27 protein-coding genes are annotated in these 24,939 nt (G+C 59.5%); 16 read left to right on the plus strand and 11 right to left on the minus strand.

Going from position 1 to position 24,939, the window contains the following annotated elements:
- Positions 1 to 13: 13 nt before the first annotated feature.
- Together ACZ1HN_RS08895 and ACZ1HN_RS08900 are read left to right on the plus strand one after the other, a co-directional pair.
- The gene (locus tag ACZ1HN_RS08895; protein ID WP_472727234.1) at positions 14 to 568 is read left to right on the plus strand and encodes a tetratricopeptide repeat protein; all 555 of its coding nucleotides are present in this window, start codon (positions 14 to 16) and stop codon (positions 566 to 568) included.
- Between the two features lie 731 nt (positions 569 to 1,299).
- Positions 1,300 to 3,870 carry a methyl-accepting chemotaxis protein gene (locus ACZ1HN_RS08900; protein WP_472727235.1) on the plus strand — a complete coding sequence of 857 codons (2,571 nt, stop codon included), beginning with the start codon at positions 1,300 to 1,302 and terminating at the stop codon, positions 3,868 to 3,870.
- Between the two features lie 223 nt (positions 3,871 to 4,093).
- On the opposite strand, the gene metG is transcribed toward ACZ1HN_RS08900, so the two are convergent.
- The 4 genes from metG to ACZ1HN_RS08920 form a co-directional block, all read right to left on the minus strand.
- Entirely contained in the window at positions 4,094 to 5,806 is a 1,713-nt protein-coding gene (gene metG, locus ACZ1HN_RS08905; protein ID WP_472727236.1) for a methionine--tRNA ligase, read from the minus strand.
- A gap of 60 nt (positions 5,807 to 5,866) precedes the next feature.
- On the minus strand, positions 5,867 to 7,090 hold the full coding sequence (locus ACZ1HN_RS08910; RefSeq protein ID WP_472727237.1) for an MFS transporter: 1,224 nt from the start codon (positions 7,088 to 7,090) through the stop codon (positions 5,867 to 5,869).
- 67 nt (positions 7,091 to 7,157) lie between these two features.
- Entirely contained in the window at positions 7,158 to 7,745 is a 588-nt protein-coding gene (locus tag ACZ1HN_RS08915; RefSeq protein ID WP_472727238.1) for a YceI family protein, read from the minus strand.
- Between the two features lie 63 nt (positions 7,746 to 7,808).
- Positions 7,809 to 8,450, minus strand: a complete 642-nt coding sequence (locus tag ACZ1HN_RS08920; RefSeq protein WP_472727239.1) for an ImuA family protein — start codon at positions 8,448 to 8,450, stop codon at positions 7,809 to 7,811.
- Between the two features lie 123 nt (positions 8,451 to 8,573).
- Here ACZ1HN_RS08920 and ACZ1HN_RS08925 point away from each other — a divergent pair, with 123 nt between their 5' ends.
- Entirely contained in the window at positions 8,574 to 9,617 is a 1,044-nt protein-coding gene (locus ACZ1HN_RS08925; protein ID WP_472727240.1) for an aldo/keto reductase, read from the plus strand.
- Between the two features lie 116 nt (positions 9,618 to 9,733).
- Here the strand turns inward: ACZ1HN_RS08925 and ACZ1HN_RS08930 are convergent, their stop codons facing one another.
- Positions 9,734 to 10,675 (minus strand): GlxA family transcriptional regulator, encoded by a 942-nt coding sequence (locus ACZ1HN_RS08930; protein ID WP_472727241.1) that lies wholly within the window; start codon positions 10,673 to 10,675, stop codon positions 9,734 to 9,736.
- 70 nt (positions 10,676 to 10,745) lie between these two features.
- Between ACZ1HN_RS08930 and bcoG the strand changes: the two genes are divergently transcribed.
- The 3 genes from bcoG to ACZ1HN_RS08945 all read left to right on the plus strand — a co-directional run bounded on the left by bcoG (position 10,746) and on the right by ACZ1HN_RS08945 (position 13,680).
- The gene (gene bcoG / locus ACZ1HN_RS08935; RefSeq protein ID WP_472727242.1) at positions 10,746 to 11,660 is read left to right on the plus strand and encodes a 3-dehydrocarnitine:acetyl-CoA trimethylamine transferase BcoG; all 915 of its coding nucleotides are present in this window, start codon (positions 10,746 to 10,748) and stop codon (positions 11,658 to 11,660) included.
- A gap of 137 nt (positions 11,661 to 11,797) precedes the next feature.
- Complete coding sequence (locus tag ACZ1HN_RS08940) at positions 11,798 to 12,211, plus strand: lipocalin/fatty acid-binding family protein (protein ID WP_472727243.1); 414 nt, start codon at positions 11,798 to 11,800, stop codon at positions 12,209 to 12,211.
- Complete coding sequence (locus ACZ1HN_RS08945) at positions 12,193 to 13,680, plus strand: carnitine 3-dehydrogenase (protein ID WP_472727244.1); 1,488 nt, start codon at positions 12,193 to 12,195, stop codon at positions 13,678 to 13,680. The genes ACZ1HN_RS08940 and ACZ1HN_RS08945 overlap by 19 nt, the downstream gene beginning before the upstream one ends.
- A gap of 70 nt (positions 13,681 to 13,750) precedes the next feature.
- Here the strand turns inward: ACZ1HN_RS08945 and ACZ1HN_RS08950 are convergent, their stop codons facing one another.
- Complete coding sequence (locus ACZ1HN_RS08950) at positions 13,751 to 14,611, minus strand: helix-turn-helix domain-containing protein (protein WP_472727245.1); 861 nt, start codon at positions 14,609 to 14,611, stop codon at positions 13,751 to 13,753.
- Between the two features lie 151 nt (positions 14,612 to 14,762).
- On the opposite strand from ACZ1HN_RS08950, the gene ACZ1HN_RS08955 reads away from it, so the two are divergent.
- Together ACZ1HN_RS08955 and ACZ1HN_RS08960 are read left to right on the plus strand one after the other, a co-directional pair.
- Positions 14,763 to 15,638, plus strand: coding sequence for a fatty acid desaturase (locus tag ACZ1HN_RS08955; protein WP_472727246.1), 876 nt, complete (start codon positions 14,763 to 14,765; stop codon positions 15,636 to 15,638).
- A gap of 16 nt (positions 15,639 to 15,654) precedes the next feature.
- Positions 15,655 to 16,557 carry an EamA family transporter gene (locus ACZ1HN_RS08960; RefSeq protein WP_472727247.1) on the plus strand — a complete coding sequence of 301 codons (903 nt, stop codon included), beginning with the start codon at positions 15,655 to 15,657 and terminating at the stop codon, positions 16,555 to 16,557.
- Here ACZ1HN_RS08960 and ACZ1HN_RS08965 read toward each other — a convergent pair.
- Entirely contained in the window at positions 16,554 to 17,249 is a 696-nt protein-coding gene (locus ACZ1HN_RS08965; protein WP_472727248.1) for an NUDIX hydrolase, read from the minus strand. The two genes, ACZ1HN_RS08960 and ACZ1HN_RS08965, sit on opposite strands and share 4 nt — an antisense overlap.
- Before the next feature lie 39 nt (positions 17,250 to 17,288).
- Positions 17,289 to 17,687 carry a DUF983 domain-containing protein gene (locus ACZ1HN_RS08970; RefSeq protein WP_299705739.1) on the minus strand — a complete coding sequence of 133 codons (399 nt, stop codon included), beginning with the start codon at positions 17,685 to 17,687 and terminating at the stop codon, positions 17,289 to 17,291.
- Between the two features lie 217 nt (positions 17,688 to 17,904).
- On the opposite strand from ACZ1HN_RS08970, the gene ACZ1HN_RS08975 reads away from it, so the two are divergent.
- The 5 genes from ACZ1HN_RS08975 to ACZ1HN_RS08995 all read left to right on the plus strand — a co-directional run bounded on the left by ACZ1HN_RS08975 (position 17,905) and on the right by ACZ1HN_RS08995 (position 20,775).
- Positions 17,905 to 18,351 carry an EF-hand domain-containing protein gene (locus tag ACZ1HN_RS08975; RefSeq protein WP_472727249.1) on the plus strand — a complete coding sequence of 149 codons (447 nt, stop codon included), beginning with the start codon at positions 17,905 to 17,907 and terminating at the stop codon, positions 18,349 to 18,351.
- A 56-nt stretch (positions 18,352 to 18,407) separates the two neighbouring features.
- Positions 18,408 to 18,995 (plus strand): RNA polymerase sigma factor, encoded by a 588-nt coding sequence (locus ACZ1HN_RS08980; RefSeq protein ID WP_299204846.1) that lies wholly within the window; start codon positions 18,408 to 18,410, stop codon positions 18,993 to 18,995.
- A gap of 5 nt (positions 18,996 to 19,000) precedes the next feature.
- Positions 19,001 to 19,369 carry a hypothetical protein gene (locus ACZ1HN_RS08985; protein ID WP_472727250.1) on the plus strand — a complete coding sequence of 123 codons (369 nt, stop codon included), beginning with the start codon at positions 19,001 to 19,003 and terminating at the stop codon, positions 19,367 to 19,369.
- 2 nt (positions 19,370 to 19,371) lie between these two features.
- Positions 19,372 to 19,857 carry a periplasmic heavy metal sensor gene (locus ACZ1HN_RS08990; protein WP_472727251.1) on the plus strand — a complete coding sequence of 162 codons (486 nt, stop codon included), beginning with the start codon at positions 19,372 to 19,374 and terminating at the stop codon, positions 19,855 to 19,857.
- 183 nt (positions 19,858 to 20,040) lie between these two features.
- Entirely contained in the window at positions 20,041 to 20,775 is a 735-nt protein-coding gene (locus ACZ1HN_RS08995) for a class I SAM-dependent DNA methyltransferase (RefSeq protein WP_472727252.1), read from the plus strand.
- Positions 20,776 to 20,811: 36 nt separating this feature from the next.
- Here the strand turns inward: ACZ1HN_RS08995 and ACZ1HN_RS09000 are convergent, their stop codons facing one another.
- The 3 genes from ACZ1HN_RS09000 to ACZ1HN_RS09010 are packed head-to-tail and all read right to left on the minus strand — an operon-like array spanning position 20,812 to position 22,799.
- Positions 20,812 to 21,354, minus strand: coding sequence for a hypothetical protein (locus ACZ1HN_RS09000; protein WP_472727253.1), 543 nt, complete (start codon positions 21,352 to 21,354; stop codon positions 20,812 to 20,814).
- Positions 21,355 to 21,393: 39 nt separating this feature from the next.
- Positions 21,394 to 21,849 (minus strand): hypothetical protein, encoded by a 456-nt coding sequence (locus ACZ1HN_RS09005; protein ID WP_472727254.1) that lies wholly within the window; start codon positions 21,847 to 21,849, stop codon positions 21,394 to 21,396.
- Positions 21,849 to 22,799, minus strand: coding sequence for an aspartate carbamoyltransferase catalytic subunit (locus ACZ1HN_RS09010; protein ID WP_472729298.1), 951 nt, complete (start codon positions 22,797 to 22,799; stop codon positions 21,849 to 21,851). Before ACZ1HN_RS09010 ends, ACZ1HN_RS09005 begins: the two co-directional genes overlap by 1 nt.
- A gap of 129 nt (positions 22,800 to 22,928) precedes the next feature.
- On the opposite strand from ACZ1HN_RS09010, the gene ACZ1HN_RS09015 reads away from it, so the two are divergent.
- The 3 genes from ACZ1HN_RS09015 to moaB are packed head-to-tail and all read left to right on the plus strand — an operon-like array spanning position 22,929 to position 24,858.
- Positions 22,929 to 23,702, plus strand: coding sequence for a uracil-DNA glycosylase (locus ACZ1HN_RS09015; protein WP_472727255.1), 774 nt, complete (start codon positions 22,929 to 22,931; stop codon positions 23,700 to 23,702).
- Positions 23,699 to 24,319, plus strand: coding sequence for a LysE family translocator (locus ACZ1HN_RS09020; protein ID WP_299204864.1), 621 nt, complete (start codon positions 23,699 to 23,701; stop codon positions 24,317 to 24,319). Before ACZ1HN_RS09015 ends, ACZ1HN_RS09020 begins: the two co-directional genes overlap by 4 nt.
- A complete protein-coding gene (moaB, locus tag ACZ1HN_RS09025) occupies positions 24,316 to 24,858 on the plus strand; it encodes a molybdenum cofactor biosynthesis protein B (protein WP_472727256.1) in 543 nt (180 codons plus the stop codon). The genes ACZ1HN_RS09020 and moaB overlap by 4 nt, the downstream gene beginning before the upstream one ends.
- The last annotated feature ends 81 nt before the right edge of the window (positions 24,859 to 24,939 follow it).

Consider the following 24,939-nt stretch of genomic DNA (forward strand, 5'->3'; position numbering starts at 1 on the left):
CATTCTTTCGAGCATGAGATACGCTATTGTCGCCCTGTTGTTGTCCAGCCCAGCATTGGCGGAAACATGTCCGACTGCGCCAGACATTTCTGTCGAGTTGCAGGCATTGATCGCCGATGCGAATGCTGCGCCGGACGAACGCAACGGGCAGGTCGCATCTAACCAGATGTGGCAATTGTGGTTGCGCGCGCCCGATGCCGCTGCACAGGAAGTTCTGGATCGTGGGATGCGTCAACGGAGCAGTTTCGACTTTGCCGGTGCCTATGACAGCTTTGATACGTTGGTGAGTTACTGTCCAGACTACGCGGAAGGGTACAACCAGCGCGCATTCATCAGTTTCCTGCGCGAGGATTTTTCAGCCGCACTGGGTGATCTGGACCGGGCGTTGGACCTGTCCCCCGATCATGTAGGTGCGCAGTCTGGAAGAGCGCTCACACTCATGAACCTTGGCCGACGGGACGACGCGCGCGCGCAGCTTGAAAAGGCACTGGCAAACAACCCGTGGCTGTCCGAACGTCATTTGTTGGCGGATGGGGCGCCGCTTGGTCCGGAAGGTCAGGAATTGTAGTCCTGTTGTCAGAGCCAGCGTGCGAAGAATGACGCTTAGTTTCAGTCAGATGCAGGCATTCCATCGCAGTTGTGTTCCGCAAAACATGTATGGCAGTTTTGCGCGAAACCCCCGTGGTCAACATCAAAAATCTATGGCAACGTCCGACGCAGATGCGGACGTGGTGGAATCGGTAGACACAAGAGACTTAAGCCATGTTTTGAGTGCCTCGGGGGAAACCTCGGGAGTAGAACTGCTCAAATTCGGGGAAAGCTAACGGCCATACCTAGCCCATGCCAATCCCGAGCCAAGCCGGTTGGATACTTGTCCTGATCGGAAGGTGTAGAGACTAGACGGGCAGCACCTAAGGCCGGGCGACCGGGGATGGTGAAGGGATAGTCCAGACCACAAACGACGCGATGCGTCGGCGGCGAAAGCCGTAGCGGGTAAGAAAATCTCTCGATCGTATGATCGTGCGGGTTCGAGTCCCGCCGTCCGCACCAGCAACCAAGAATGTGGTCACCCTGCAATCTGCCAACGTCCTTAGTGAAGCGTGGCGTCGTATGAGCGTGTGGATCTGCCAAACAACCAGAATTGGCCGTAGTTCTTTGTAACTTGATAAAATTCTCTGCAATTTGGAAATGGAGTTCCGCGGTTGCATTAAGGCGGAAGTAAGTGCGGTGACCTAAGGACGTGGTTCAGTTCACGTCGCTGCAACAGGTGTTGTCGCGCGCAATGCCAAGGATCATGCCATGCAATTCACAGGTCGAAACCTGCTTGTTCTGCCTCGCTTGAACTCACTAATGGCGAAAGCAGTACTGATGACTGCGCTGGTCACGCTCTCAGTTCTTGCAGCGATGGTATCGTTTGACTATTCGGCGCAACGCAAGCTCTTGCACTCCGAACTGGTGTCGCGTGCGCAAAACGTGACCGAGCTTCTGGCCATGCAGATGGGTGGTTCCATCAAATTTGCAAACCAGGTTGCCGTTACAGAAATAACCGAAAGTGTGATTGCTGCGGCTGAACCCGAAGTGCAGGGAGCGCTGGTTGTCGATTCAGCTGGCTTGCAGATGTTTGGTAGTCCTGAGATGGATGTACTTGCACCGGATGCGGCGTCTCTTGCCATCACCGCGATCAAGACTGGTCAGGTGTCGGCGTCAGAGAATGGGTTGGTGGTTGCATATCCGGTGAAGTTCGGGCCGGAAGCAGTTGTTGCAGGGGCGGTTGTCACGGCTTGGGACGATGCGCAGGTCATCGCCTTTCTTGCACGCAATCAGATGATGGCGATGGCTGTTGCTGCGGCCGTCTTCGTTCTCGCTATGGCCCTGATCATCACTTACGCGTGGTACGACGTGTCGCGCCCAATAAATGGGCTTACTGAAGCTATGTCCGCAATCGCGCGGAAGGAATATCAGATCGATGTTCCGGGCACAAAGCGTGGTGACGAAATCGGTAACATGTCCCGCCGTTTGGATGGCTTCAGATTGGCATTGGCCAAGGCAACGAAGGGACAGCGGGAAAGCGCATTCAAAGGTGCCGCATTCGAAGGGTCGACCGCACCAATGATGATGGTTGATGAAACCAATCAGATCATTTTCGTCAACCCCGCCTGCACGGCGCTCCTGAACAGCCTTTTGCCCGACCTGAGTGCATTATGGCCTGGTGTTCAGTGTGATGCATGGATTGGTACCAATCTTGATGAGATGAAAGATGTTGCAGATCTGCTCGATGTCCTGAGTGATTCCGGCAGTCCGCGCGACAACAGCATGGTGCTACGGGTTGGCGAACGGCATGTGCGCATTAATCTGAGCCAGACAAAGGACTATATGGGTCGAACGATTGGTGCGGTTGTTGAATGGTCGGATCAGACGACGGCACAACGAGACGCAGCCGTATTGGCCGGAATAGATAACACGCAGATGCGCATAGAGTTCGATGATGTCGGACGGTGTTCTGGGGTGAATGGAGTTGCCGCAAAGCGCTTGCGTATAGAACCAGGCGATCTCGCGGACGTAACTTTGGGCACCCTGTTTGCTGCTGACCAGCCTGATCCGAAGATTCCGCACGATGTTCTATTTGCCTTGCAGCAAGGAGAAAGGCTGCACGGCAAAATACATCTCAAGTCTGTCGGTGGGGAAAGGCGGGTCATTGATGGTGGTTTTGTCTGCGTTCGCACCGAAGACGCGGCGATTGAGCGCTATATCCTTATCGGAACCGATGTGACCGAGGCCGAGTTGGAAGTACTGGATGCGCGGGATCATCAGGCACAGATTGCTCGCGATCAGGCCACCGTTGTTGCCGCCTTGGGGCAGGGCCTGCAAGACCTGTCCGAAGGCAATTTGACGCTCGAGTTGAAAGATCCGTTTCCCGACGAATACGAGAAACTCCGGCTGGATTTTAACGGGGCACTCACCAGTCTGCGCGATGCAATGGCCACTGTGACGCATAATGTGAACTCCATTCGGAGTGAAACAACCGAAATCACCAGCGCTGCGGATGATTTGTCACGTCGGACGGAACGACAGGCAGCCACTCTCGAAGAAACGGCAGCCGCATTGGATGAGCTCACATCTTCTGTGCGTTCTGCTGCTGAAGGCGCCGATGCGGCGAGCAAAACCTCTGAAGATGCAAAACGCAATGCTGAGCAGGGCGGGGACATTGCACGTCAAGCGGTGAGTGCAATGGACGGTATCAAGGCGTCGTCTCACGAGATTTCCAAGATCACATCCGTGATTGATGACATCGCGTTCCAAACCAATTTGCTGGCGCTCAATGCAGGGGTTGAAGCGGCCCGTGCTGGTGAGGCTGGTCGTGGTTTTGCCGTTGTTGCAACCGAGGTGCGCGCGTTGGCACAAAGATCCTCTGACGCGGCCCGGGAAATCAATACGCTCATTTCCACGAGCGCTGAGCAAGTCCAGCACGGCGTTGAACTGGTCGATCGGACAGGGCGCGCGCTGTCAGCAATCGTATCTTCTGTTACCGATATTTCCGAACGAATGGTCGAAATCGCGACATCAACACGCCAACAATCAGCGGGCTTGAACGAGATCAACGCCGCAGTGAATGAACTGGATCATGTCACCCAACAGAATGCGGCAATGTTTGAAGAGACCACAGCAGCAAGCCATGCATTGACGGGTGAGGCGGATGCACTTGCAGACGCTGTCGCGCAATTCAAGATTGGCTTGGTCCGATTTGAAGATACTGGAGCGTCCGTAACCAGTACCGTACTGCCAGATGTAACACAGTTGCTGGAAGTGAATGGTGCCCTTGCCCTTTCGGATGATGACACGGCGGAGCCCACAGGATGGGAAGAGTTTTAGCCCATTTGATCAACTTTGGCTTGCGCAAAACCATATCGACGGAATTCATGACGATGCCGTCGGTGCGTGATACCGGAATGACAGGGCCTGCGGCACCAAAAGTCTCCGGTATGAACAAGCGTTCATATAGTGCTCATCAGCCCTACACGAACGCTTCACTCACAAAACGAAAAGAGGCGGCGTTACTCATATTTTCGGCGCATGCCCGCTGGACGGGCTGCCCTCAAGCACGGCCTCCGGCGAAACGATCTTGCCAGTCCTTTCTGTCTTCGTCGCTGATCTTAGCAAAAAGATTTTCAGGCACGGCAAAACTTTGTCCGGCAGGCAAGCTGTCGAGGGCATCTGATGCGTTGCTTGGCCACTGTGCCTTTTCGATCTGCAGCGCGGTGTTCATCTTTTGGGCCGCATCCGGGATGAAAGGCGCGGACAAGGTGGCATAGAACGAGATCAAGTTCAGACCAAGACGGATCTGCATGGCCGCCGTCTCGGGGTCCTCCTTGATGGTTGCCCACGGAGCGGCGGCCTGGAGATACTCGTTCCCTGCGACCCAGATAGCGCGAAGCTCTTGCGCTGATTTACGCACTTCCATGGCGTCCATCATCTGTGCGTAACGTGTGAGGCGGGCGTCCAGTTCTGCAATCAGCGTTTCTTCTCGGTCTCCATACACTCCGCCTTTCGGAACGATCTCTCCGAACTTAGAACGGCAGAATTTTGTGACGCGGCTTACGAAATTGCCAAGGACGTCTGCGAGGTCCTTGTTCACACCTTGCTGGAAGAGTTCCCACGTGAACTCTGAATCCGATGTCTCGGGACAATTGGACAACAACCACCAGCGCCAATAGTCGGCGGGCAAGATCTCCAGCGCCTGGTCCATGAACACACCCCGCCCCTGGCTGGTCGAGAACTGACCGCCATCGTAGTTCAGGTAGTTGAAAGACTTGAGGTGATCGACCATTTTCCACGGCTCTCCAGAACCAAGGATGGTGGCCGGAAAACTGAGCGTGTGGAACGGCACGTTGTCTTTACCCATGAACTGGGTATAGCGCACGTCATCTGCGCCCTTGTCGGTCCGCCACCAACGTTCCCAATCTGCGCCGCCGTGCGCATCTGACCACTCGCCAGCGCAGGCTATGTATTCGATTGGCGCATCGAACCAGACGTAGAATACCTTGCCCTCCATACCGGGCCAGTCAGCGTCGCCACGGCGCACGGGAATGCCCCAGTCCAGATCCCTTGTGATCCCGCGGTCCTGCAAGCCGTCACCATCGTGCAACCACTTCTTGGCAATCGACGTGGTCAGCAAAGGCCAATCGGTCTTGCTATCGATCCAGGCATTCAAGTCATCCTTTAGCGCGGATTGACGCAGATAAAGGTGCTTGGTTTCACGCACCTCGAGATCGGTTGAGCCGGACACTGCACTCCGCGGCTCGATCAGATCGGTTGGGTCCAGTTGCTTGGTGCAATTCTCGCACTGGTCGCCGCGCGCCTTATCATAGCCGCAATTTGGGCAGGTGCCCTCGATGTATCGGTCAGGGAGGAAGCGGCCATCCGCGTTGGAATAGACTTGTTTCTCTGTCACCTCACGGATCAAATCCGCATCGGCCAACCGACCGGCAAAGTGCTGGGTCAAAGCGTGGTTCTGAGGCGATGACGACCGTCCGAAATGGTCAAAGGACAGACGAAAACCCTTGGCAATCTCGGCCTGGATCTTGTGCATCTCCGCGCAGTATTCAGCCACTGGTTTGCCAGCGTTGGCTGCTGCAAGCTCAGCTGGCGTTCCGTGTTCATCGGTGGCGCACAAAAACAAGACCTCGTTTCCCCGCGCACGCTGGTAGCGGGCATAAAGGTCGGCTGGCAACTGGCTGCCAACAAGGTTGCCTAGATGCTTGATCCCGTTGATGTAGGGAATGGCGGACGTGATCAGATGACGCTGCATGATGGGCCTTTGAATGATTGCGGCCCATGTATCAGCGGGATGCCCGGTGGAAAAGACCTGTTACTTGTTGTCGCGACTGCGGCCCGTCAAACGCCCAATCAGGAAGGATGTCCGTGGGGCGTAGATGTAACGCGTACGCTCGGTCGGCGTGGCACGGGCGCGCATCCGAGCTAAACCAAAGACGATCAGAATAGCATGCCCTACCGCGATCATGGCGAATAGCGCAGGCGGGCCAAAGGCGTCGATCAGGGCCGAGGCTGTAATCGGGGCTGCGATGGCACCGAGGGCGAAATAGAACATCAAAGCTGCTGACAGTTCTACCCGCTCCGAAGCATCGGCAAAGTCATGGGCGTGTGCCGCGGCCACCGAATAGATGGGAAAAGTTGTCAGACCGAATAGTCCGGCGGTCAGCATTATGCCAGTTGTATCAAGGTCGGTTGCAAGGGCTGTGATCGCACAGCTGCCCATCGCCGCCGCCGACAGCCAGATCAGCACCCAGCGGCGGTCAAACTTGTCAGCCAGCCACCCCACGGGATATTGCGCCAGCGCCCCTCCCAGCACGAAGGCGGCCATGAACCATGCGATTTGCTGTGCCGTCAGTCCCACTTCCTGACCATAGATGGGGCCGACCATACGGAAGGACGCGCTGGACAGGGCCGCTACGATCACCCCTGCAGCGGCAAGTGGGGAACGTTCGATTGCGAGCGTGGGGCGCAGACGTGGCGCGCTGGGTGTTTCGGGTTGCTTGACCTTGGTCAAGGTCAAAGGCAACAGAGCAGCACAACATACGATAGCCAGCAAGTTGTAGCTGACATAGCTTGCCGGTTCGAGCACCCCGATCACAAGCTGTGCGGCCAGGGACGCACCCATGTCCATCAATCGGTACACACCCATGGTCCGTCCGCGTGTGGCATTCGTGACCTTGGATTGTAGCCAGGCTTCGATCACGGTGTAGCAGCCCGCAACGCACATGCCGGATGCGATACGCATGACTGCCCAGGCCATCGGGTCCACGATCATCATATGGGCGATCAATCCGATGGCCCCGGCCGCGGTAAAGGCAGCAAAGGCGCGGCTGTGCCCAACGCTGCCCATCAGACGTGGTGCCCACCAGCATCCGATGAAGAATCCCAGAAAATGGGCGGATCCCAGCAATCCGATCTCTTGCCGTGTGAAGTCGAGCGCCAGACCCGACAACGCGTCCAGCGGACCCAGCGCGCCTGAACTGAGTTGCAGCAGAATGACCGACAGAAAAAGGGCCGCGAAGGAGATAAGCATGCGCATGGCAGGCTCCTTGTGGCGCGAGTCGGGTGACTTGCCTAGCGGGTATTCGACGGGCCTGCGTCGTTTTTTAGCCAGCTGCCGTGATTTCGGCAACGATGTCGATGCCGACAGTGTCGTCCACCAGATTGGCATAGCCTGTTGCGCCGAATTTGCGCCGGTCGATACGGCCTTTCAGCATGACGGTAAGAGTGCTGAAGTCCTCTGCGGCACTGCCGCGGGCGCGAAACAGACCCGCATTGAAGCGAATGCGGCGGGTGACACCGCGCAATGTCAGATCCCCTTCGAGCGTGGCGCCATCGGAAAGACGCCCACCGGCCCCCAGCTTTACACGCGTTGATCGGAAGCGGGCGGTGGGATGGTTTTGTGCATCAAGAACCGAAGGTGATTTCAGCGCTTCTGTCGCAAAGATCAGACCGGTGCGTGCACGGCGCACATCGGCGCTGACGAGGGCGGTGGACTTGTCCAGATTGTTGGGGTCAACGGTCAGGTCGGCTTGGTTTACAGGCACCGTTCCTTTCACCGGCGCGCCGTTCAGCATGAATGTATAGGTGATCGTCGCGCCACCGGTACCAAGGCGATAGGGGGTGGGGACAGCCCAACCTGTACGCGGCGTGAGTGTGGCGAGGGCACATAGGAGCAAGTGGCGGCGGTTCATGACGATGTCCTTTGCAGGTCTGTTCTGCAGAGGTAACACGCCAGCCTTGGATTTAGTCGCAGGTCACGCAGCCTTGATTGATCCGGAGATGCGGGGAAGCACGTGATCTGGATGACGGCTGATTTCCCATGTCTGTTCAGGGGCGGCACGTGCACGCAGCCGTGTCAGTCGCCAACGGCCTTGGTCGCCTCGGTGATCGGGGGCCAGATGCCAACGGCTTTCAACACCCTGTGCACCGCCCATTCCAGGCGTCAGCAACAGGCCCAGCGGGGCGTCGCCTTTGCCTGCTCCTCTGTTTTCGGCCGCCAGATGCATGCGGCGGACCGGGGTCAGGCCTGGTAGACCGGGCATATCGGCAATGGCAAGGGGCACGGTGCCGCTGCGCAAAACTTCTTCCATACTCCACAACACGTCATCCGCCCGCTTTGCATGGACTATGATCAGCCGTGCTGGGTCGATTGACGGCATCATGCCACAAGGATTCAGGTGTTTTGTGTTCCAATCCGGGGTAATCCAGATCACTGGCCCCTTGGTTTGTGCCACCAGCCACATGGCAAGCCGGTGGCGGGCAGAGCCGCAAGCCTCGTGCACCCGGCCCATTGCCAGCCCATGCCCAAGCCCATGCTGCACTCCTTCGGACAGCAAGGGCAGGCAAGCGCGTACGCGTGATTGGGCGTGGTGAGCAAGTGACGTTGGCAATGGCATGTCTATACAGTAGCGTGTTCTTGATGTGTTCTCAATTCCGATTTGCGCGAAACGGGTAGATTTTTGGCTTGTCCCCAAGGGGCTGGCCGCTAGGGTCACCCAGACGCAACAGGAGGGTTTGACATGGAGCGACGCAAGTTGGGCCGCACGGGGATCGATGTGTCGGCCTTGTGTCTGGGGTCAATGACCTGGGGCACACAGAACACCGTCGACGAAGGCCACGCTCAGATCGACCGTGCGCTTGCCGCAGGCATAGACTTTGTCGACACGGCAGAGATGTATCCGGTGAACCCCATCAGCGCGGAAACCGTGGGCAGGACCGAGGAAATCATCGGCCTGTGGTTCGCAAGCGGTGGTGCGCGCAAAGACATGATCCTTGCCACGAAACATTCGGGTTCAGGCATGCGCCACGTACGGGACGGCGCAGATATCAGCGGTGCCACTATTCCCCAAGCCATTGAAGGGTCACTGCGCCGCCTGCAGACGGACTACATCGATCTATATCAGTTTCATTGGCCAAACCGTGGCAGTTACATGTTCCGGCAGAACTGGACGTACGACCCGTCCGGTCAGGACCCGGCAGCCGTTCGTCAGAATATGGCCGATTGCCTTGGCGCGTTGCAGCGCGAAGTGGATCGCGGCACCATTCGAGCCTTTGGCTTGTCGAATGAAAGCGCTTGGGGGACTGCTGCGTGGCTTGCCGCTGCAGAGCAAGCAGGTGGGCCACGTGTGGCGTCTGTGCAGAATGAATACTCCCTCATGTGCCGTCTGTACGACACCGACATGGCTGAACTCAGTATGAACGAAGATGTCGGGCTTTTGTCATTTTCACCTTTGGCAACAGGCCTTTTGACCGGCAAATACCAAGACGGTGCTGTACCCGCCGGGTCACGCTTGACCCTGAATGCCGATTTGGGTGGGCGCAAGACTGAGAGGGCCTTTGAAACTGTCGATGCTTATCTGGCTGTCGCGCGTAAGCATGGTCTTGATCCAAGCCAAATGGCTTTGGCGTGGTGTATGACGCGACCTTTCATGTGCTCTGTCATCTTCGGGGCCACCACGATGGAGCAGTTGGAGGTGGCCATCGGCGCGGCTGATTTGCAGCTGAGCGATGAAGTGTTGGCCGATCTTAACACTGCGCATCGCGCGCATCCAATGCCCTATTGATCCAAAAGCGCTGACGCATGCGACACTCGGGACCCCCACCCTGGCCCTCCCCTCGGGGGAGGGGAACGTGACGGCAGGCCGACCCAGTTGCATATGACCGGGCAATCTTGGCCCGACTACAGGTCAAAGCGATGTGCGGCGCGGGTCGCACGCGGGCTTTCGCCGTATTTTTCCGTATGTGCCCGTGCGAGACTGGATTGAGATCCGAAACCTGTGGCGAGAGCGATACCGTGCAGCGGTGTTTCTGTATGCTTGATCAGCCTGTGTGCTTCCGCCAGCCGAAGGGTCAGGTAATGCGTTTTCGGCGTAATACCAAGTACTTGCTGGAAGTGGAGCTGCAGGCTGCGGGTGCTGAGCCCGAGCCGCTTCGCGATGGCTGGGATGGGAACAGGGGCGTCCAGCGCGCTTTCCATTATGGCATGAGCCTTGTGTGTCAGTGCACTGTGTTGACGCGCGTCCGGGTGCCGGATCTGCGGGTCAGTGGACGATGGGGCGCGTGTATGGATAAAGCCAGCGGCGACACGCGCGGACAATGATGTGCTGTGTTGGACCTCGATCAGCTGCAGCATCATGTCGAGGGTCGGTGCTGCGCCGCTGCTGGTCCATCGTCTGCCGGATATCACGAACCTTGCATTTTGCAGCATGATGTCCGGGAAACTCGCAGAGAATTCGGCCAGGTCCTCCCAATGCGTGGTGGCGGCGTGTCCATTCAGCAGGCCGGCCTTCGCGGCGAGCCATGCGCCGCCATCAATGGTCATGAGCACGGTGTCAGGTGCGGTGAGGCGCCGGATGCTCGACAACAGGGCTGGTGTGGCTTGCGGGATCACGTTGAACCCGGCCACAAGGATCAGAAGGTTGCAGGATACGACGCGTTGCAGCGGTGCGGTGGGCACGGTCAGACCGCTGGTCAGTCGAACGTCCTCGTTCGTCGGTGTTGCAAAGCTCCAATCGTAGAGTTTGCGTTCGGACTGTCGGTTGGCGGCGCGCAGGGGGTCAACGGCGGCTGCAAGCGAAAGGGTGTTCGTATCTTGCAGAACGAGGATTGCGGTTTTTGTCATTCCACTTCGCTTTTTGACAAGTTTTGATCGCAATGGATGGCAGAGTGCCGTTGAATGCAAGGAGGGACACATGCCGCTGACCATGAATCGTGAGGTTTTCATCACCTGTGCCGTGACCGGATCGGGTGGCACGCAGGATCGCAGCCCACATGTACCGCGCAGTCCTGAAGAGATTGCGAACAGTGCGATCGCGGCCGCCAAGGCGGGAGCGGCCGTTGTGCATTGCCATGTGCGCGATCCCGAGACCGGGGCGCCGAGCCGGAAGCTTGAGTATTATCGGGAGGTTACGGATCGTATCAGGGGTGCGGATGTTGATGTTGTCCTGAACCTGACGGCCGGAATGGGCGGAGATATGGTGTTCGGGGATACCGAGGCCCCGTTGCCGCTGAAAGACAACGGAACCGACATGATCGGGGCCTCTGAACGGGTGGCGCATGTGGCGGAATGCCTGCCGGAGATTTGCACTCTGGATTGCGGTACCATGAACTTTGCCGAGGCCGATTATGTGATGACCAACACGCCCGGCATGCTGACCGCCATGGGTCGGATGATGACGGAACTGGGCGTGAAGCCCGAGATCGAAGCCTTTGACACAGGCCATTTATGGTATGCAAAACAACTGGTTAAGGATGGTGTTCTGGATGCGCCCGCGTTGGTGCAGCTGTGTATGGGCGTGCCTTGGGGCGCGCCGGATGATCTGAATACCTTTATGGCGATGGTCAACAACGTGCCGGATGACTGGACGTTTTCCGCTTTCTCGCTTGGGCGGAATCAGATGGCCTATGTCGCGGCGGCGGTACTGGCGGGCGGCAATGTGCGCGTGGGTCTTGAGGACAATCTGTGGCTTGGAAAGGGCGAATTGGCGCAGAATTGGCAGTTGGTCGAACGGGCGGGCACTATCATTGAAAACATGGGTGCGCGGGTCATCGGACCGGCGGAGGTGCGCGAGAAATTGGGGCTGACAAAACGGGCGCCGAAAGGGTGATGACAGGGTGTCACCCCCCATGCACCAGGCGTGCACCCCCTGTGCACCCCCAACGGACGCTTCGGCTCCTGATCATTAACCTTTGCGCAATAGCATGGCTGGCTGCTTGTTCGCCTGCGCCTTCGAATGATCCTCAATTGCTGCGCAACCCGACCGTGCCAATCGGCGCCATCAGCCGGTTCGAAGAGGCGCGGTTTGACGGGCGGTGGCAGGTCGAAAGGGCGGGCGCTGGGGAGTGGGCGCTGGCAGGGTTCGAAGTTGCCGACGGTCTATGGCAGGAGTTGAGCGAGACGGGGGCAACGCGTGACGGACGGGTGAAGCCACTTGGGCGCGGTATTTTAGAGGTCACCTACGAAGACACGACCACGCGCGATCTGTGGGTCTTATGGATCGACCCCGATCACAACACGGCGGCATTGGGAGATCCCGACGGCCGGTTCGGTTTTGTTGTGACGCGCGTTGGAAAGCGGCGGGCAGATCAGATCCGCGCGGCAGAACAGGTTTTGGACTTCAACGGATATCGGACAGAAACATGGGCAACGGTGCAGTAAGAACAGCGGCGATCATCGGCGGCGGTGTGATTGGTGGCGGCTGGGCCGCGCGGTTTCTGCTGAACGGGTGGGATGTGCGGGTGTTTGACCCAGACCCGGACGCCGAGGCGAAGCTGGCCCCGGTGTTGGCGCAGTCACGGCGGGCGTTGCCGAGCCTCACGGATGTAGCCTTGCCCGCAGAGGGGCGGCTGACCTTTCACGCTGATCTGGCCGAGGCGGTCGCTGACGTGACGTGGATACAGGAAAGCGTGCCGGAACGGCTGGACATCAAGCACAAGGTGCTGGCGGATCTGCAAGCGGCGTGCCCTGCGGATGCGATCATCGGCTCGTCGACCAGTGGTTTTAAACCCAGCGAGTTGCAGGAAGGCGCGGCACGGCCCGCGCAGATCATGGTCTGTCACCCGTTCAACCCTGTTTACCTGATGCCGTTGATCGAGGTTGTGCCGTCGCGGGCGACGGACATGGCGCTGGTTGAGAAGGCCGAGGGTATTCTGCGGTCGTTGGGCCACTTCCCCCTGCGTGTGCGCAAGGAGATCGACGCTCATATTGCGGATCGGTTCCTTGAGGCGGTCTGGCGCGAGGCGCTGTGGCTGGTCAAGGATGGTGTTGCCACAACCGAGGAGATTGATGAGGCGATCCGCATGGGCTTTGGCATTCGCTGGGCGCAGATGGGGCTGTTCGACACCTATCGCACTGCGGGCGGCGATGCTGGGATGCGCCATTTCATGGCGCAGTTCGGACCGGCCCTGCAATGGCCCTGGACCAAGTTGATGGACGTGCCGGAATTCACCGACGAATTGGTGGATCTGATTGCTGGTCAATCGGATGCGCAATCGGGGCATATGACGATTGCCGAGATGTTGAAGGTGCGGGATGACAACCTTGTGGGCATGATGCGCGCGCTTAAGGTCAATGATTGGGGCGCGGGTGCCGTGATGAACGCCCACGAGGCGCTGTTGCGCGAGGGCACTGTTCTGGTGGCGCATGCCGACGATCTGGAGGATGTGTCCGCACCTATCCTGACCGTGCATAGGGCCGTGCCGTTGGATTGGACCGACTATAACGGTCACATGAACGAGGCGCGGTATCTGCAGGCCTTTGGCGATGCGACGGACCGTTTCATGGAGATGATTGGCTGCGATGCGGAGTACATTGCGACAGGCGGCAGCTACTTCACGGCCGAGACGCATATTCGTCATGTGGATGAGGTGCATGCGGGCAAGGTGATCGAGGTGCGCACACAGGTTTTGGCAGGCGCTGGCAAGAAGCTGCATCTGTTCCACGAGATGTATGAGGGCGAGCGGCTTTTGGCGACGGGAGAGCATTTCCTGCTGCATGTGAGCCTTGAGACCCGCCGCCCGTCCGAACCTGCCACTGCGATTGTTTCGGCACTGGAGCGGGTGGCTGCGGCTCATGCGGATTTGCCTGTGCCGGAGGGGGCAGGGCGCGCGGTGGGCCAACGGCCCTGACGGGGTGATCGTCGGGCGGCTCTGTTTGCCTTTGGCAAAGGCGCCCGCCCGCCGACCCGGGGGTGCCGCGCTAGCGGATCAAGCTGCGCAGGCTTTCTAGGTGATCGGGCAGGGCGCGGGCCGTCATGGCGGCTTGCCTGATCAGCGTGTCGAAGTGCAGGGACAGTGTTTCGATCCGCTCACGGTCGCGGAAGGCCATGTAGTGGCCGCCGGTGTAGATCACTGCGAGCAGAGGGCCGAAGATGGTGATCGGGGCCGAGTAGAGCATGCGCTGGTCAAAGAGGTAGATGCGCAGCCTTGGGTAGAGCTGGGTGCTGAGGTCGAGCAGCTGGTCGAGCTGGCTGTGTCGTGTGTCTGTCGGCAGGTCTGCGTAGTAGCCGGTCCCTGCGGCAAAGCTGTGCAGTTCATACAGAGGCAGCGCGATTTCGTAGTCTGATTGTGCCGCGCGCATCCAGTTCAGCCGATCACGGGAGGCGTTGATGGCTTGCGTGGTGGTGCGCCCGAGGTGGGGGCCGTATTCCCATTCTAACATCTCTTGGGTCTTAAGCATGTCCGGCAGGCCCGCAGGGACGTGCCGGATCTTGTAACCCGCCGCTTCCTGGTGCCATGAGAAGATGCGTTCGTCGATCAGGGCGCGGGGGGCTTCAGTCCACGTAAGCGCGGCCGCGGTTAACGCTGCTGCGCTTTCGGGGCGATCGGAGAGGCCGAGTAACCAGTCGGCGGAGACCCCGAGCGCCTGGGCGCAGGCGCCGACCACCTGGGCGCCGGGCAGCCGCGCGCCATCATCACCGAGGGCCTGGCTAATGGTGGATCGGTCGGTGCCGATGTGACGGGCCAGCGCGCTTTGCGACATGTTCTGGTCCTGCATGGCGCGGGCCAAGCGGTTGCGGAATTGGGATGCTCGAAGGCGTTTGTCGAGAATTTCAGGCATGTTGTGATAAATATCAACAATTGGCAAAATTGTTAACTCAATTCGGAATTCGCAGCGGTACGGGATCGCGATAGCGTTCGGGCATCCCTTCCCGGAGCCTTTGCCAATGCCCTCACGCCGGTCGTCCCGACGCTTGCCTTTTGATCGCCCGATGCAAGTCGAGTGGATCACCTTGGGACTGTGGCTGGTGTGTGTTGCGCTGTGGAGTCTGGCCCTCCTGGTGTTGCCGGTGGGGTGGGCGTGGAGTGTACTGGTGTTCGCCCTTGTTCTGCATGCATCGCTGACCCATGAGGTGCTGCACGGCCATCCGTTTCCGTCCCGGGTTGCAAGCGAGGCCCTTGTGATCGTCAATCCGGGGCTGTTTATCCCGTACCTCCGTTTTTGTGACACGCATCTGGCCCACCATCAGGATGCGAACCTGACCGATCCGTATGATGATCCCGAGACGAATTATGTTGACCCGGTTTTGTGGCGGCAGATGGCACGCCCGTTGCGCGGCTTGTTGGCGCTGAACAATACGCTTGCGGGGCGCATGCTGTTGGGGCCAGTCTTGGCGCAGGTCAGTTTCATGCGAGAGGATTGGCGGGCGATCCGGGCTGGTGATGCGCAGGTGTTGCGTGGGTGGTTGGTGCATCTGCCGGGCGTTTTCGCAGTTCTATGCATCGTTTGGTTGAGCCCCATGCCGATCTGGGTCTATTTGACGGCCTGCTACGCGGCAGTGTCCGTGTTGAAAATCCGGACCTTTCTTGAGCATCAGGCGCATGAGCGCGCACGGGGCCGCACGGTGATTGTTGAAGATCGCGGACTGCTGGCTTTTCTATTCCTGAACAACAACTTCCATGTTGTTCACCACATGCACCCGCGCGTGCCGTGGTACCGGTTGCCCGCGCTTTACCGGGCCAACCGCGACCGGTATTTGGCCTGTAACGAGGGGTATCGCTATGCCTCGTACAGGGACGTGTTTGTCCGGCACTTCCTGCGTGCAAAAGATCCGGTGCCGCATCCGCTCTGGTCCTCGGACCGCTGAGCCGCCATAGAGGGCCATGGCCCTTTGGATCCCCATTTCTGTCGCCGCGGCGATGTTTCAGACGCTGCGGTTCATGTTGCAGCGGCAACTGTCCCTTGGCACCCTGAGCGCGTCGGGCGCGACGCTTGCCCGGTTTCTTTATTCCGCTCCGCTCATTGCCGTTCTGATCATGCTGTACATGCGCAGCACGGACGGGGTGTGGCCAACGTTTGGACCGCTGTTCTGGATGTTCGCAGTCGTCGGGGGGCTGGCGCAGATCCTTGCGACGGTGGCCACGGTCAGCCTGTTCAAGGCACGCAACTTCGCAGTCGGCATCACCTTCAAGAAAACAGAGGTTATCCAAGCCGTCCTGGTGGGCTGGATCGTGTTGGGGGACGCGGTCAGCTGGCTGGGCTTCGCGGCCATCGGCCTGGGTCTTGTCGGAGTTCTGCTGCTGTCCGCCCCGCCCGAGCCTGTGCGTTGGGACTGGCGAGACATGGCAAACCGGGCGACCGGGCTGGGACTGGCGGCAGGTCTGCTGTTTGCCGTGTCCGGGGTCAGCTACCGGGGGGCGTCGCTCAGCCTCGGGCTGGATGACCCCATTGCGCGGGCAGGTTTGACGCTGGCCGCCGTGACCGCGATGCAAACGGTTGCCATGGTTCTTTGGTTGCGGTGGCGTGATCCGGGTCAGGTCCGGGCAGTTTGGAACGCGCGCAAGGTTGCGGTCTGGGTCGGCTTGATGTCGATGGCCGGATCGTTTTGCTGGTTCTTCGCCTTCACGCTACAAAGTGCGGCCTACGTCAAAGCGGTCGGGCAGATCGAACTGGTGATGAGTGCGCTGGTCAGTGTGCTGCTATTCCGAGAGGCGATTACGTCTCGGGAGTGGATTGGCATGGCCGTTCTGCTCGGGTCCATCCTGTTGCTGGTGCTTGCGATCTAGTCCGCCGTGGGATGGCCGCGCAGGCGAAGGAACAGGCTCTCTTCATCATTGTTCTTGAAGTATGGCACACTTGCCGGTGGAGTGGGGTCCGTCACACGAGCCGCGATTTCGGCCAAAACCACTTCGGTGATGAACGGCATGTCAAAACCACGGACATCGTCGAGGGCGATCCACTGCAAATGCGACAGCTCGTCCGAAGCGCGGCTGAAGTCGTCTAGGTCGGAGGCTATGTCCTGCGCGTCGATCAGAAAGAACCGGGCATCAAAGCGACGCGGGCGGCCGGGCGGGGTCAGGGCGCGAAAGACGAACTGTAGCGGGGCGGCGTGGGGGCGGTGCCCGGTGGATGCAAATTGTGCCCAATCAGGGGGCGCATCCGGCCAGTTGCCCTGTTGTCCGAGGATCTGCCCGGTTTCTTCGAACAGTTCGCGTATCGCCGCTGTGGCGAGGGCTGGGCCGAGATGCGGTTCACCATCTTCTGCGAGACGCGTGTCATTCGGCGACAAGAGCGTCGACGCGAGCGGTATGGCGTGGTCCCCTGCGTCGACCGCACCACCCGGAAAGACGAATTTGTTGGGCATGAACGCTGCATTGGCCCCGCGCTGTCCCATGAGGATACGGGGCGTTGTCATCCTGTCACGCAGCACGATGACTGTAGATGCATTCCGAATTTGGGTCTTGTCGATTGTGGTCATATTACCCCTTTGGCCGATGTCGGCGCCAGGGTGCAGGTGCTACCCGGCGCGGCCGAAGCCGCCCATCGACCGTGCCCACTGAAACCCGACGATGGCCCCCTTGAGCCTTGGCAAAAGGTAGAGGGACAAGCCGACACAGCCAACTGCAAAAATCGTGAACAGCACCAGCGGCTCGGGTCGCCAATGGACAAACACTATGTGCAAGAGGGGCGCCATCAAGTGTCCGACCAGCAGGATTGTCAGGTACGCAGGGCCGTCGTCAGCCCGCGCATGGGTGTAGTCAAGCTTGCACACCGGGCAGGTGTCGGCGAGTTTCAGGTAACCCTTCAACAGCCTTCCGTTGCCGCAGCGCGGGCATTTGCGTTTCCAGCCACGCATCAGCGCCGGCCGCACGGGCCGCTGGACTTCATTTGCAATCGTTGCTTGCTCGGTCTGCATGGCATCTGCCTTTCTAGAAGCTTGCGGAACATGGGGGCGCATCACACAAAACGGAATGCCGCAATCTGTCCTTGCGTCCCGATGTCGCGTTCCACGTCAGGTGCGACTCGGCAGTTGTTATTTTTTTTCGACGGAATGTGCGGAACGTGCCGTTTGAGGTTGCATAGGACGGCGGGATCAACCGGCCGGACCTGAGGCAAAAAACGGAGTATACCTTATGCAACGCAGCACATTCATTGCAGCCATCGCCGCAGCGGCGGTTGGGCTTACCACATTGTCGGCCATGGCCCGCGATCGTGGCCCTGACTTTTCCGCTCTGGATGCAGATGGCAGTGGCGAAGTGACCTTGCAGGAAATGCAGGCAATCGGCCAGGCACGCTTTGCCGCGGCTGACACAGATGGCGATGGGTTCTTTTCGGTGTCCGAGCTGGAAGCAAGCGCCAACGAGCGCGCAAAGTCCCGGGCGGAGCGTATCCTGTCCCGTATGGACGCCAATGAGGATGGCAAGCTGTCGCCTGAGGAAATGCAGAACAATCGCCGTGATCCGGCCCGCATGTTTGAACGTCTTGATGCCGACAACAGCGGCGGGATTTCGCACGAAGAGTTCGAACAGGCCCGTGCAGAGATGCGCAAGGGTGGCCGCAAGCCGCGCGACAATAACTAAGGGCGCAGGCCCTGCCCCTTGTTCATGGGGGCAGGGCCGGGCAGGTTGCCGGAGTTATGACGATGCCGCTTGACGCACGCCCGGAGGAGGATGACGCCGCCTTGCTCGCCCGCTATGCGCGCGGAGATGCAGGTGCGGCCCGCGCCTTGACCGTTCGGTTGGCACCGCGCGCGCACGCGCAGGCCTTTCGTATGCTGGGCGACAGGTCAGAGGCAGAGGATGTGGTCCAGGACGCGATGTTGCGATTGTGGCGCATTGCGCCGGAGTGGCGGACCGGAGAGGCGCAGGTGTCGACCTGGTTGTACCGCGTCGTGTCCAACCTGTGCACGGATCGGTTGCGAAGACGCCGCCGGGGCGGTGTTGCGCTGGATGATGTGGCCGAGCCGGAAGATCCTGCACCGGGTGTGGAGGCAACGTTGCAGGACAATGCGCGTCATACCGCGCTGCGGGTCGCGATTGCAGATTTGCCAGAACGCCAGCGTCTGGCCCTGACACTGCGCCATTTCGAAGGGGTATCGAACCCCGAGATTGCGGAGCAGTTGGGTGTCAGCGTAGAGGCGGTGGAAAGCCTGACAGCACGGGCAAAGCGCGCCCTTGCAACGGCCTTGAAGGGGCGGGTGGCCGCCCTTGGATATGAAGGATGATGGATATGACAGTGGTACCAGACAAGCCTGATCCCAACGGGATCGACCAGATGCTGGACGAGCTTGCGGCACTGCCGGTGCCCGATCCCTCGGGCGATCTGGTGGCCCGGGTGCTGGCCGACGCCGAGTTGCATTTGCCAGCCCCCGGCGGTCGCGTGGCGGTGACCCCCAGGTGGCAGCAGATTGTTCGCGGCATCGGGGGGTGGGGGGCTGTAAGCGGGCTGGTTGCTGCAACCGCGACCGGCTTTGTCATTGGCCTTGGCGCGGTTGGCGACACGGGTGTCGATGCATTTTGGACCCTTGGCTATGACGAGGCCTACTACGACACCGACCTGGGCCTTGATGCCTTTGGCTGGGCATTGGAGGAGGGCTAAGCATGGCAGACACACAAATTGAGCGCCGCTGCCCGGTCTGGGTGAAAATCCTGCTGGGCCTGTCCCTTGCGATCAACCTCGGCATCGCGGGCCTTGTCGGAGGTGTCTTCCTAAGCGGCGGACCGTTGGGCGGCAAAGGGCCGGGCATGGGCTATGCGATGCCTTATGTACTTGCACTTCCACAAGAAGACCGGCGCGCTGTGTTCGGTGTTGTACGGGGCAACCGGGACCTGCCTGGTCGTGGCGTACGCCGTGCAGTCTATGGCGAGATGGTGGCCTTGCTGAAGGCAGACACGTTTGACCGGGCGGCCGTTACAGCCATTCTTGAACGGCAGGCGCGTGGCGTTGAACAAGTTCAGAGTGTTGCGCAGGACGAATGGTTGGACAGGGTCGCTGCCATGTCCGACGAGGAACGCCGCGCTTATGCCGAGCGTGTTGAGGAGGTGGTTGCAAAAGGGGGCCCTCGCAAACCGCGCAAAGGGGATTGAGGAGAGCCGCACGCCTTTTGAGCCTTGATGTTCAGACGGCGGGTTCAGTCCAATCCTGCGCGGTGTGATGCTCGGCTCACTCTCAACGCGTTTCGAGGAAAGATGCCCTGCGTTCTGTGCGTTGACCTGCTAACATGCAGTGCACAGGAACGGCGCGCGCGGGTTGCGGGGTGAAGGATCAGAATGGACGAAGATGGCTACTTTGGTGACACCGTAGCGGAAAGCTATGACCGTGATCATGGCGGTGACGATCCAACGTTGATTGAGCGGACGGTTGAGTGCCTCAAGGGTCTGGCGGGGTTGGGCAGCGTGCTTGAATTTGCCGTCGGAACGGGGCGCATCGCTTTGCCCTTGCTGGCATCGGGCCACGACGTGAAGGGCATCGAGCTGTCGAAGGCCATGGTGGCCGAGCTTCGCAAAAAAGAAACCGAACCGCCGATGGATGTGGTGATTGGTGATATGACCTCCGCCCAGGTGCCCGGGCATTTTTCGCTTGTCTTCCTTGTGTTCAACACGATCGACAACCTTGTCACACAACAGGCGCAGATCGCGTGTTTCAAGAACGCCGCACGGCATTTGGACAAAGGCGGGCGGTTCCTGATTGAAACCCGCGTGCCGCCCTTGCAGCGTATTCCATTTGGTGAGACCAAGATGGCCTTTGCCTGCAGCAGCGATCATTTTGGTGTGGATGACTACGATCTGGCCACGCAGCGCTACACATCCAATCATGTCTGGATGAAAGGCGATCAGCATCAACATTTGTCGATCCCGTTTCGCTATGTCTGGCCGTCCGAGTTGGACCTTATGGCGCAATTGGCGGGTTTGGAGCTGGAGCATCGGTGGGCCGATTGGGACAAGACGCCCTTCACGCATCTGAGCAAAAGCCACATCTCAGTTTGGAGAAAGCCCGAAGGGTGATTGCAAAATCCCGGTAGCGCTGCCGCAGTGCGTAAGCTATCCGCCGATCCGGATCATCAGCCAGGTCAGAAGGCCCAGAACAAGCAAGGCAATCATGGCGATCCGGCCGGACATGGCGGCGTCGGATGGCTTTTTCTTCACGGTTTCGGACGGGGCCGAGTAGGGTTTGGCACTGTCCGCTTCGACCGTTTCAGTCGCACGCCAGTCGGTGCGGACCTCGCCGTATGTGCCAATCAGCGTTAGCGTCGGGGCCGGCTCCAACACCGTTTCGCGATCGCCGAATGCAAGCGAAAAGACAATCATCACCCAGCCACCCAGTTTTTCCAGCTTGGTCCGGTCGGGCGACAGTTGCTCGGGCGGCACCGCGTTGCCCTCAACCAGATAGCCAACAAGGCCAACCCCTTCGAGGTCGGAGACGGGGAACACCTCGACCTGCTCGGCGTCAACCGATGCCCCAAGTGCGGCATCAATCGCCTCCGGATCGTCCTTGAGCGCCTGCGCCTCCTTGTTCGTCATGGACAGCGCAAAGACGCGGATCACGCCACGTTCATTGGGTGATACCTGAAACTCGTTGGTCATCGAATTGCAACAAAAGGTAACATCAGTGGCGCAAGCGTTTCATTTTTTGAGGGCATAACCGAAGTCTTTTCCGCAGTTTTGGCAGCGGAAGTGTTCTCGGGTCTCGGGAAAGATCACCATTGCATCGGGAGGTGATCCCGGCGAATACGGGACGTGAATAAGACGGAACAATTTTTCTTCCCTGACAAAGCAGAGATTGCAGTAAGGCATTCCCAAGCGATTTCCGTCATTGCCAATTTCAAAAAGGCATCCGTCGTCGTCTTCCAATCTCGCCTTTAGATCAAGCTCTTCCCGCAATTGTCTAATACACTCTTGGAGTTCACGCTCTTTCTCTCGGGCCTTCTGCAAGGCTTCCTTGGCTTCCAACAAGCCGTCCACGACATCAGAAAGGCGAAGTTTGAGATCGGCGACGGCCATCTTGTCGTCGATTGTTCGCAGTTCCTTTGTGATCTTCAGCGTTTCAGAAATGGCTTGAAGGCCGGCGACTATTTCCATCAAACGACCCCCATTCCCTGAACGGTGCGCAGATTGCGGGCCAGAAGGTCCATGGCGGCCATGCGCACGGCGACACCCATTTCGACCTGATCCTGAATGACTGAACGGTTGATATCGTCGGCCAGTGTTCCGTCAATCTCAACCCCGCGGTTCATGGGGCCGGGGTGCATGACAATGGCGTCGGGTTTGGCATGGGATAACTTGTCCGCATCCAGGCCAAAACGGTGGTAATACTCGCGCTCGCTGGGGATAAATCCGCCGTCCATGCGTTCTTTCTGCAAGCGGAGCATCATCACCACATCGACATCTTTCAGCCCTTCGGCCATGTCGTCATAGACCTCGACACCGAACTCGGCGATGCCTGCGGGCATCAGCGTGGGTGGGCCGATCAGGCGAATGCGATTCTCCATCTTGCCCAGCAGGATGATGTTCGACCGGGCGACGCGGCTGTGGGCGATGTCGCCGCAAATCGCGATGTTCAACCGGTGCAGCCGTCCCTTGGCCCGGCGGATCGTCAATGCGTCCAGCAGTGCCTGGGTCGGGTGTTCGTGCCGCCCATCGCCCGCGTTCAAAACCGCGCAATTCACCTTCTGTGCCAGAAGGTCCACAGCACCCGAATGCGGGTGCCGCACCACCAACAGGTCAGGATGCATCGCGTTCAGCGTCATGGCGGTGTCGATCAGTGTCTCGCCTTTCGAGATGGACGAGGCCTGCATCGCCATGTTCATCACGTCCGCACCCAGCCGCTTGCCCGCCAGTTCGAAACTGGCCTGCGTGCGGGTGGAGTTTTCGAAGAACATGTTGATCTGGGTCAGACCGGCCAGCGCATCGCTGTGCTTTTTGGCGGCGCGGTTAAGGTCCACATATTCTTCGGCAAGATCGAGCAGGGTGACGATTTCTTCGGGGCGCAGGTGTTCGATCCCCAGAAGGTGGCGGTGGGTGAAGGTCATGGCGATCCCTTGGCGTGTCCCCGCGCTTATATGCGCCCACCATGCGGCGCGGCAAGCGGTTGGGTTGGCATATTTGTGGAACACGGAATAGGCATTCCGGTTCGTGTGCGGCGCGCGTAGGATCGCGCCATGGAATCGGCGGAATATCATGGTGCCCTCGCGGCGCTGGCGTGGCAGATTGAGCTGGGCGCGGACGAGTGCATCGCCGATGCGCCGGTCAACCGCTACGACGTGCCCGCAACAGTGCCGAAGGTGGCAAAGGTCCCGGCTGCCGCACAAACGCCTGCGGTGCCGATCCATCAAAACACGGTCGACCCGGTTGTAGTCGCGCAGCAGGTTGCATCAGCGGCGACGGATCTGGATAGCCTGCGTACGGGGCTTGCCGCCTATGATCACTGCGAACTGAAGCGTGGCGCCCGCAACCTTGTGTTTTCAGATGGTGTCGCGGGCGCCCGCGTGATGATCGTGGGTGAGGCGCCGGGCCGCGATGAGGATATTCAGGGCAAACCTTTTGTTGGGCGGGCGGGTCAGTTGCTTGATAAAATGCTCGCCGCAATCAATCTCAGCCGGGACGAGAGTGTCTACATCACCAATGTCTTGCCCTGGCGTCCGCCGCAGAACCGCGATCCAAAGCCGGAAGAGGTGGCAATGATGCAGCCCTTCCTGCACCGGCACATTGAGCTGGCGAACCCTGACGTGTTGGTTGTCGTGGGCAACCATTCCTGTCAGGCGCTTCTGGGCAAACGCGGCATCACCCGCCTGCGGGGCAATTGGACCGAGGCGCGCGGCAAGCCTGCGCTGCCCATGTTCCACCCGGCGTACCTGTTGCGCAACCCGGCTGCCAAGCGTGAGGCATGGGCCGATCTGCTCAGCCTGCAAGCGCATTTGAGAGACACCAAATGATCGACCCCATCATTTACCTGACCTTTCTGCCTGCGGCCTTTGCGCTGGTTTTGACACCGGGGCCGGACATGCTGTTCGCCATGGCGCAGGGTTTGCGGGGCGGGAAGGGGCCAGCGGTTGCAGCCTCTGCCGGGATCGCGTCGGGGGCTTTCATCAATGCGGGTCTTGCTGGCCTGGGTCTTGGCGCGCTGGTGGCTGCAGCCCCTTGGGTCTTTGGCGTGGTGCGCTGGGTTGGGGTCGCCTACCTGCTCTATCTTGCGATCAAGACGCTGATGTCGCCGCTTGTCGGTGAAAACACCCGGCCCGTGCGCCCTTCGCGGGCGTTTCGGGACGGGCTGGTGGTGAACCTGTCGAACCCGTCAGTGATCCTCTTCATCCTTGCCTTCATTCCGCAATTCGTGGATCCGGCGCGTGCCATCCTACCGCAGTTTCTGATCTATGGCGGGACGATTGCCGTTCTGGGCTTTGCCGTGAAATCTGGCGTCGGGCTTACTGCCGGTGGGCTTGGCCGTGCGCTCGCGCGCAATCCCATCATCGAACGTGTGCTGCGGTGGATCACTGCCGGTGTCTTTGGAGCCCTGGCCGCCCGAGTTGCCCTTGCCGGAGCCCGCCCATGAGCCGCATTGACGACGACATCGACTTTATTCCGATCCGCATCGCCGTGCTGACGGTCAGCGACACGCGCAGCCTGGACGAAGACCGTTCGGGCGACGTGCTGGTGGGGCGACTGACCGATGCCGGTCATACGCTGGCTGACCGCAAGATACTGCCTGATGAGCGCGCGCAGATCGCCGATCAGCTCCGTAGATGGTGTAATGAACCTGAGATTGACGTTGTATTGTCGACCGGTGGCACGGGCCTGACCGGCCGCGATGTGACTGTCGAAGCACACAGGGATGTCTACGAAAAAGAGATCGACGCCTTTGGCACCGTGTTTACCATCGTGTCGATGCAAAAGATCGGGACATCCGCTGTGCAAAGCCGCGCCACGGGTGGCGTCTGCAACGGAACTTACCTGTTTGCACTGCCCGGCAGCCCGGGGGCGTGCAAGGATGCATGGGACGAAATCCTGGGTCGGCAGCTCGACTATCGGCACCGCCCCTGCAACTTTGTCGAAATACTGACGCGCCTCGACGAACATCAGCGACGGAAATAGCCGTCGCTTACGTAACAGCTTTGTTGCTTGGACATTTCCCGGGCGCCACTAAATTGTGATATGATCCCATCGGGGCGGTTA

This window comes from Tateyamaria sp. GN1-10 (assembly GCF_055693845.1).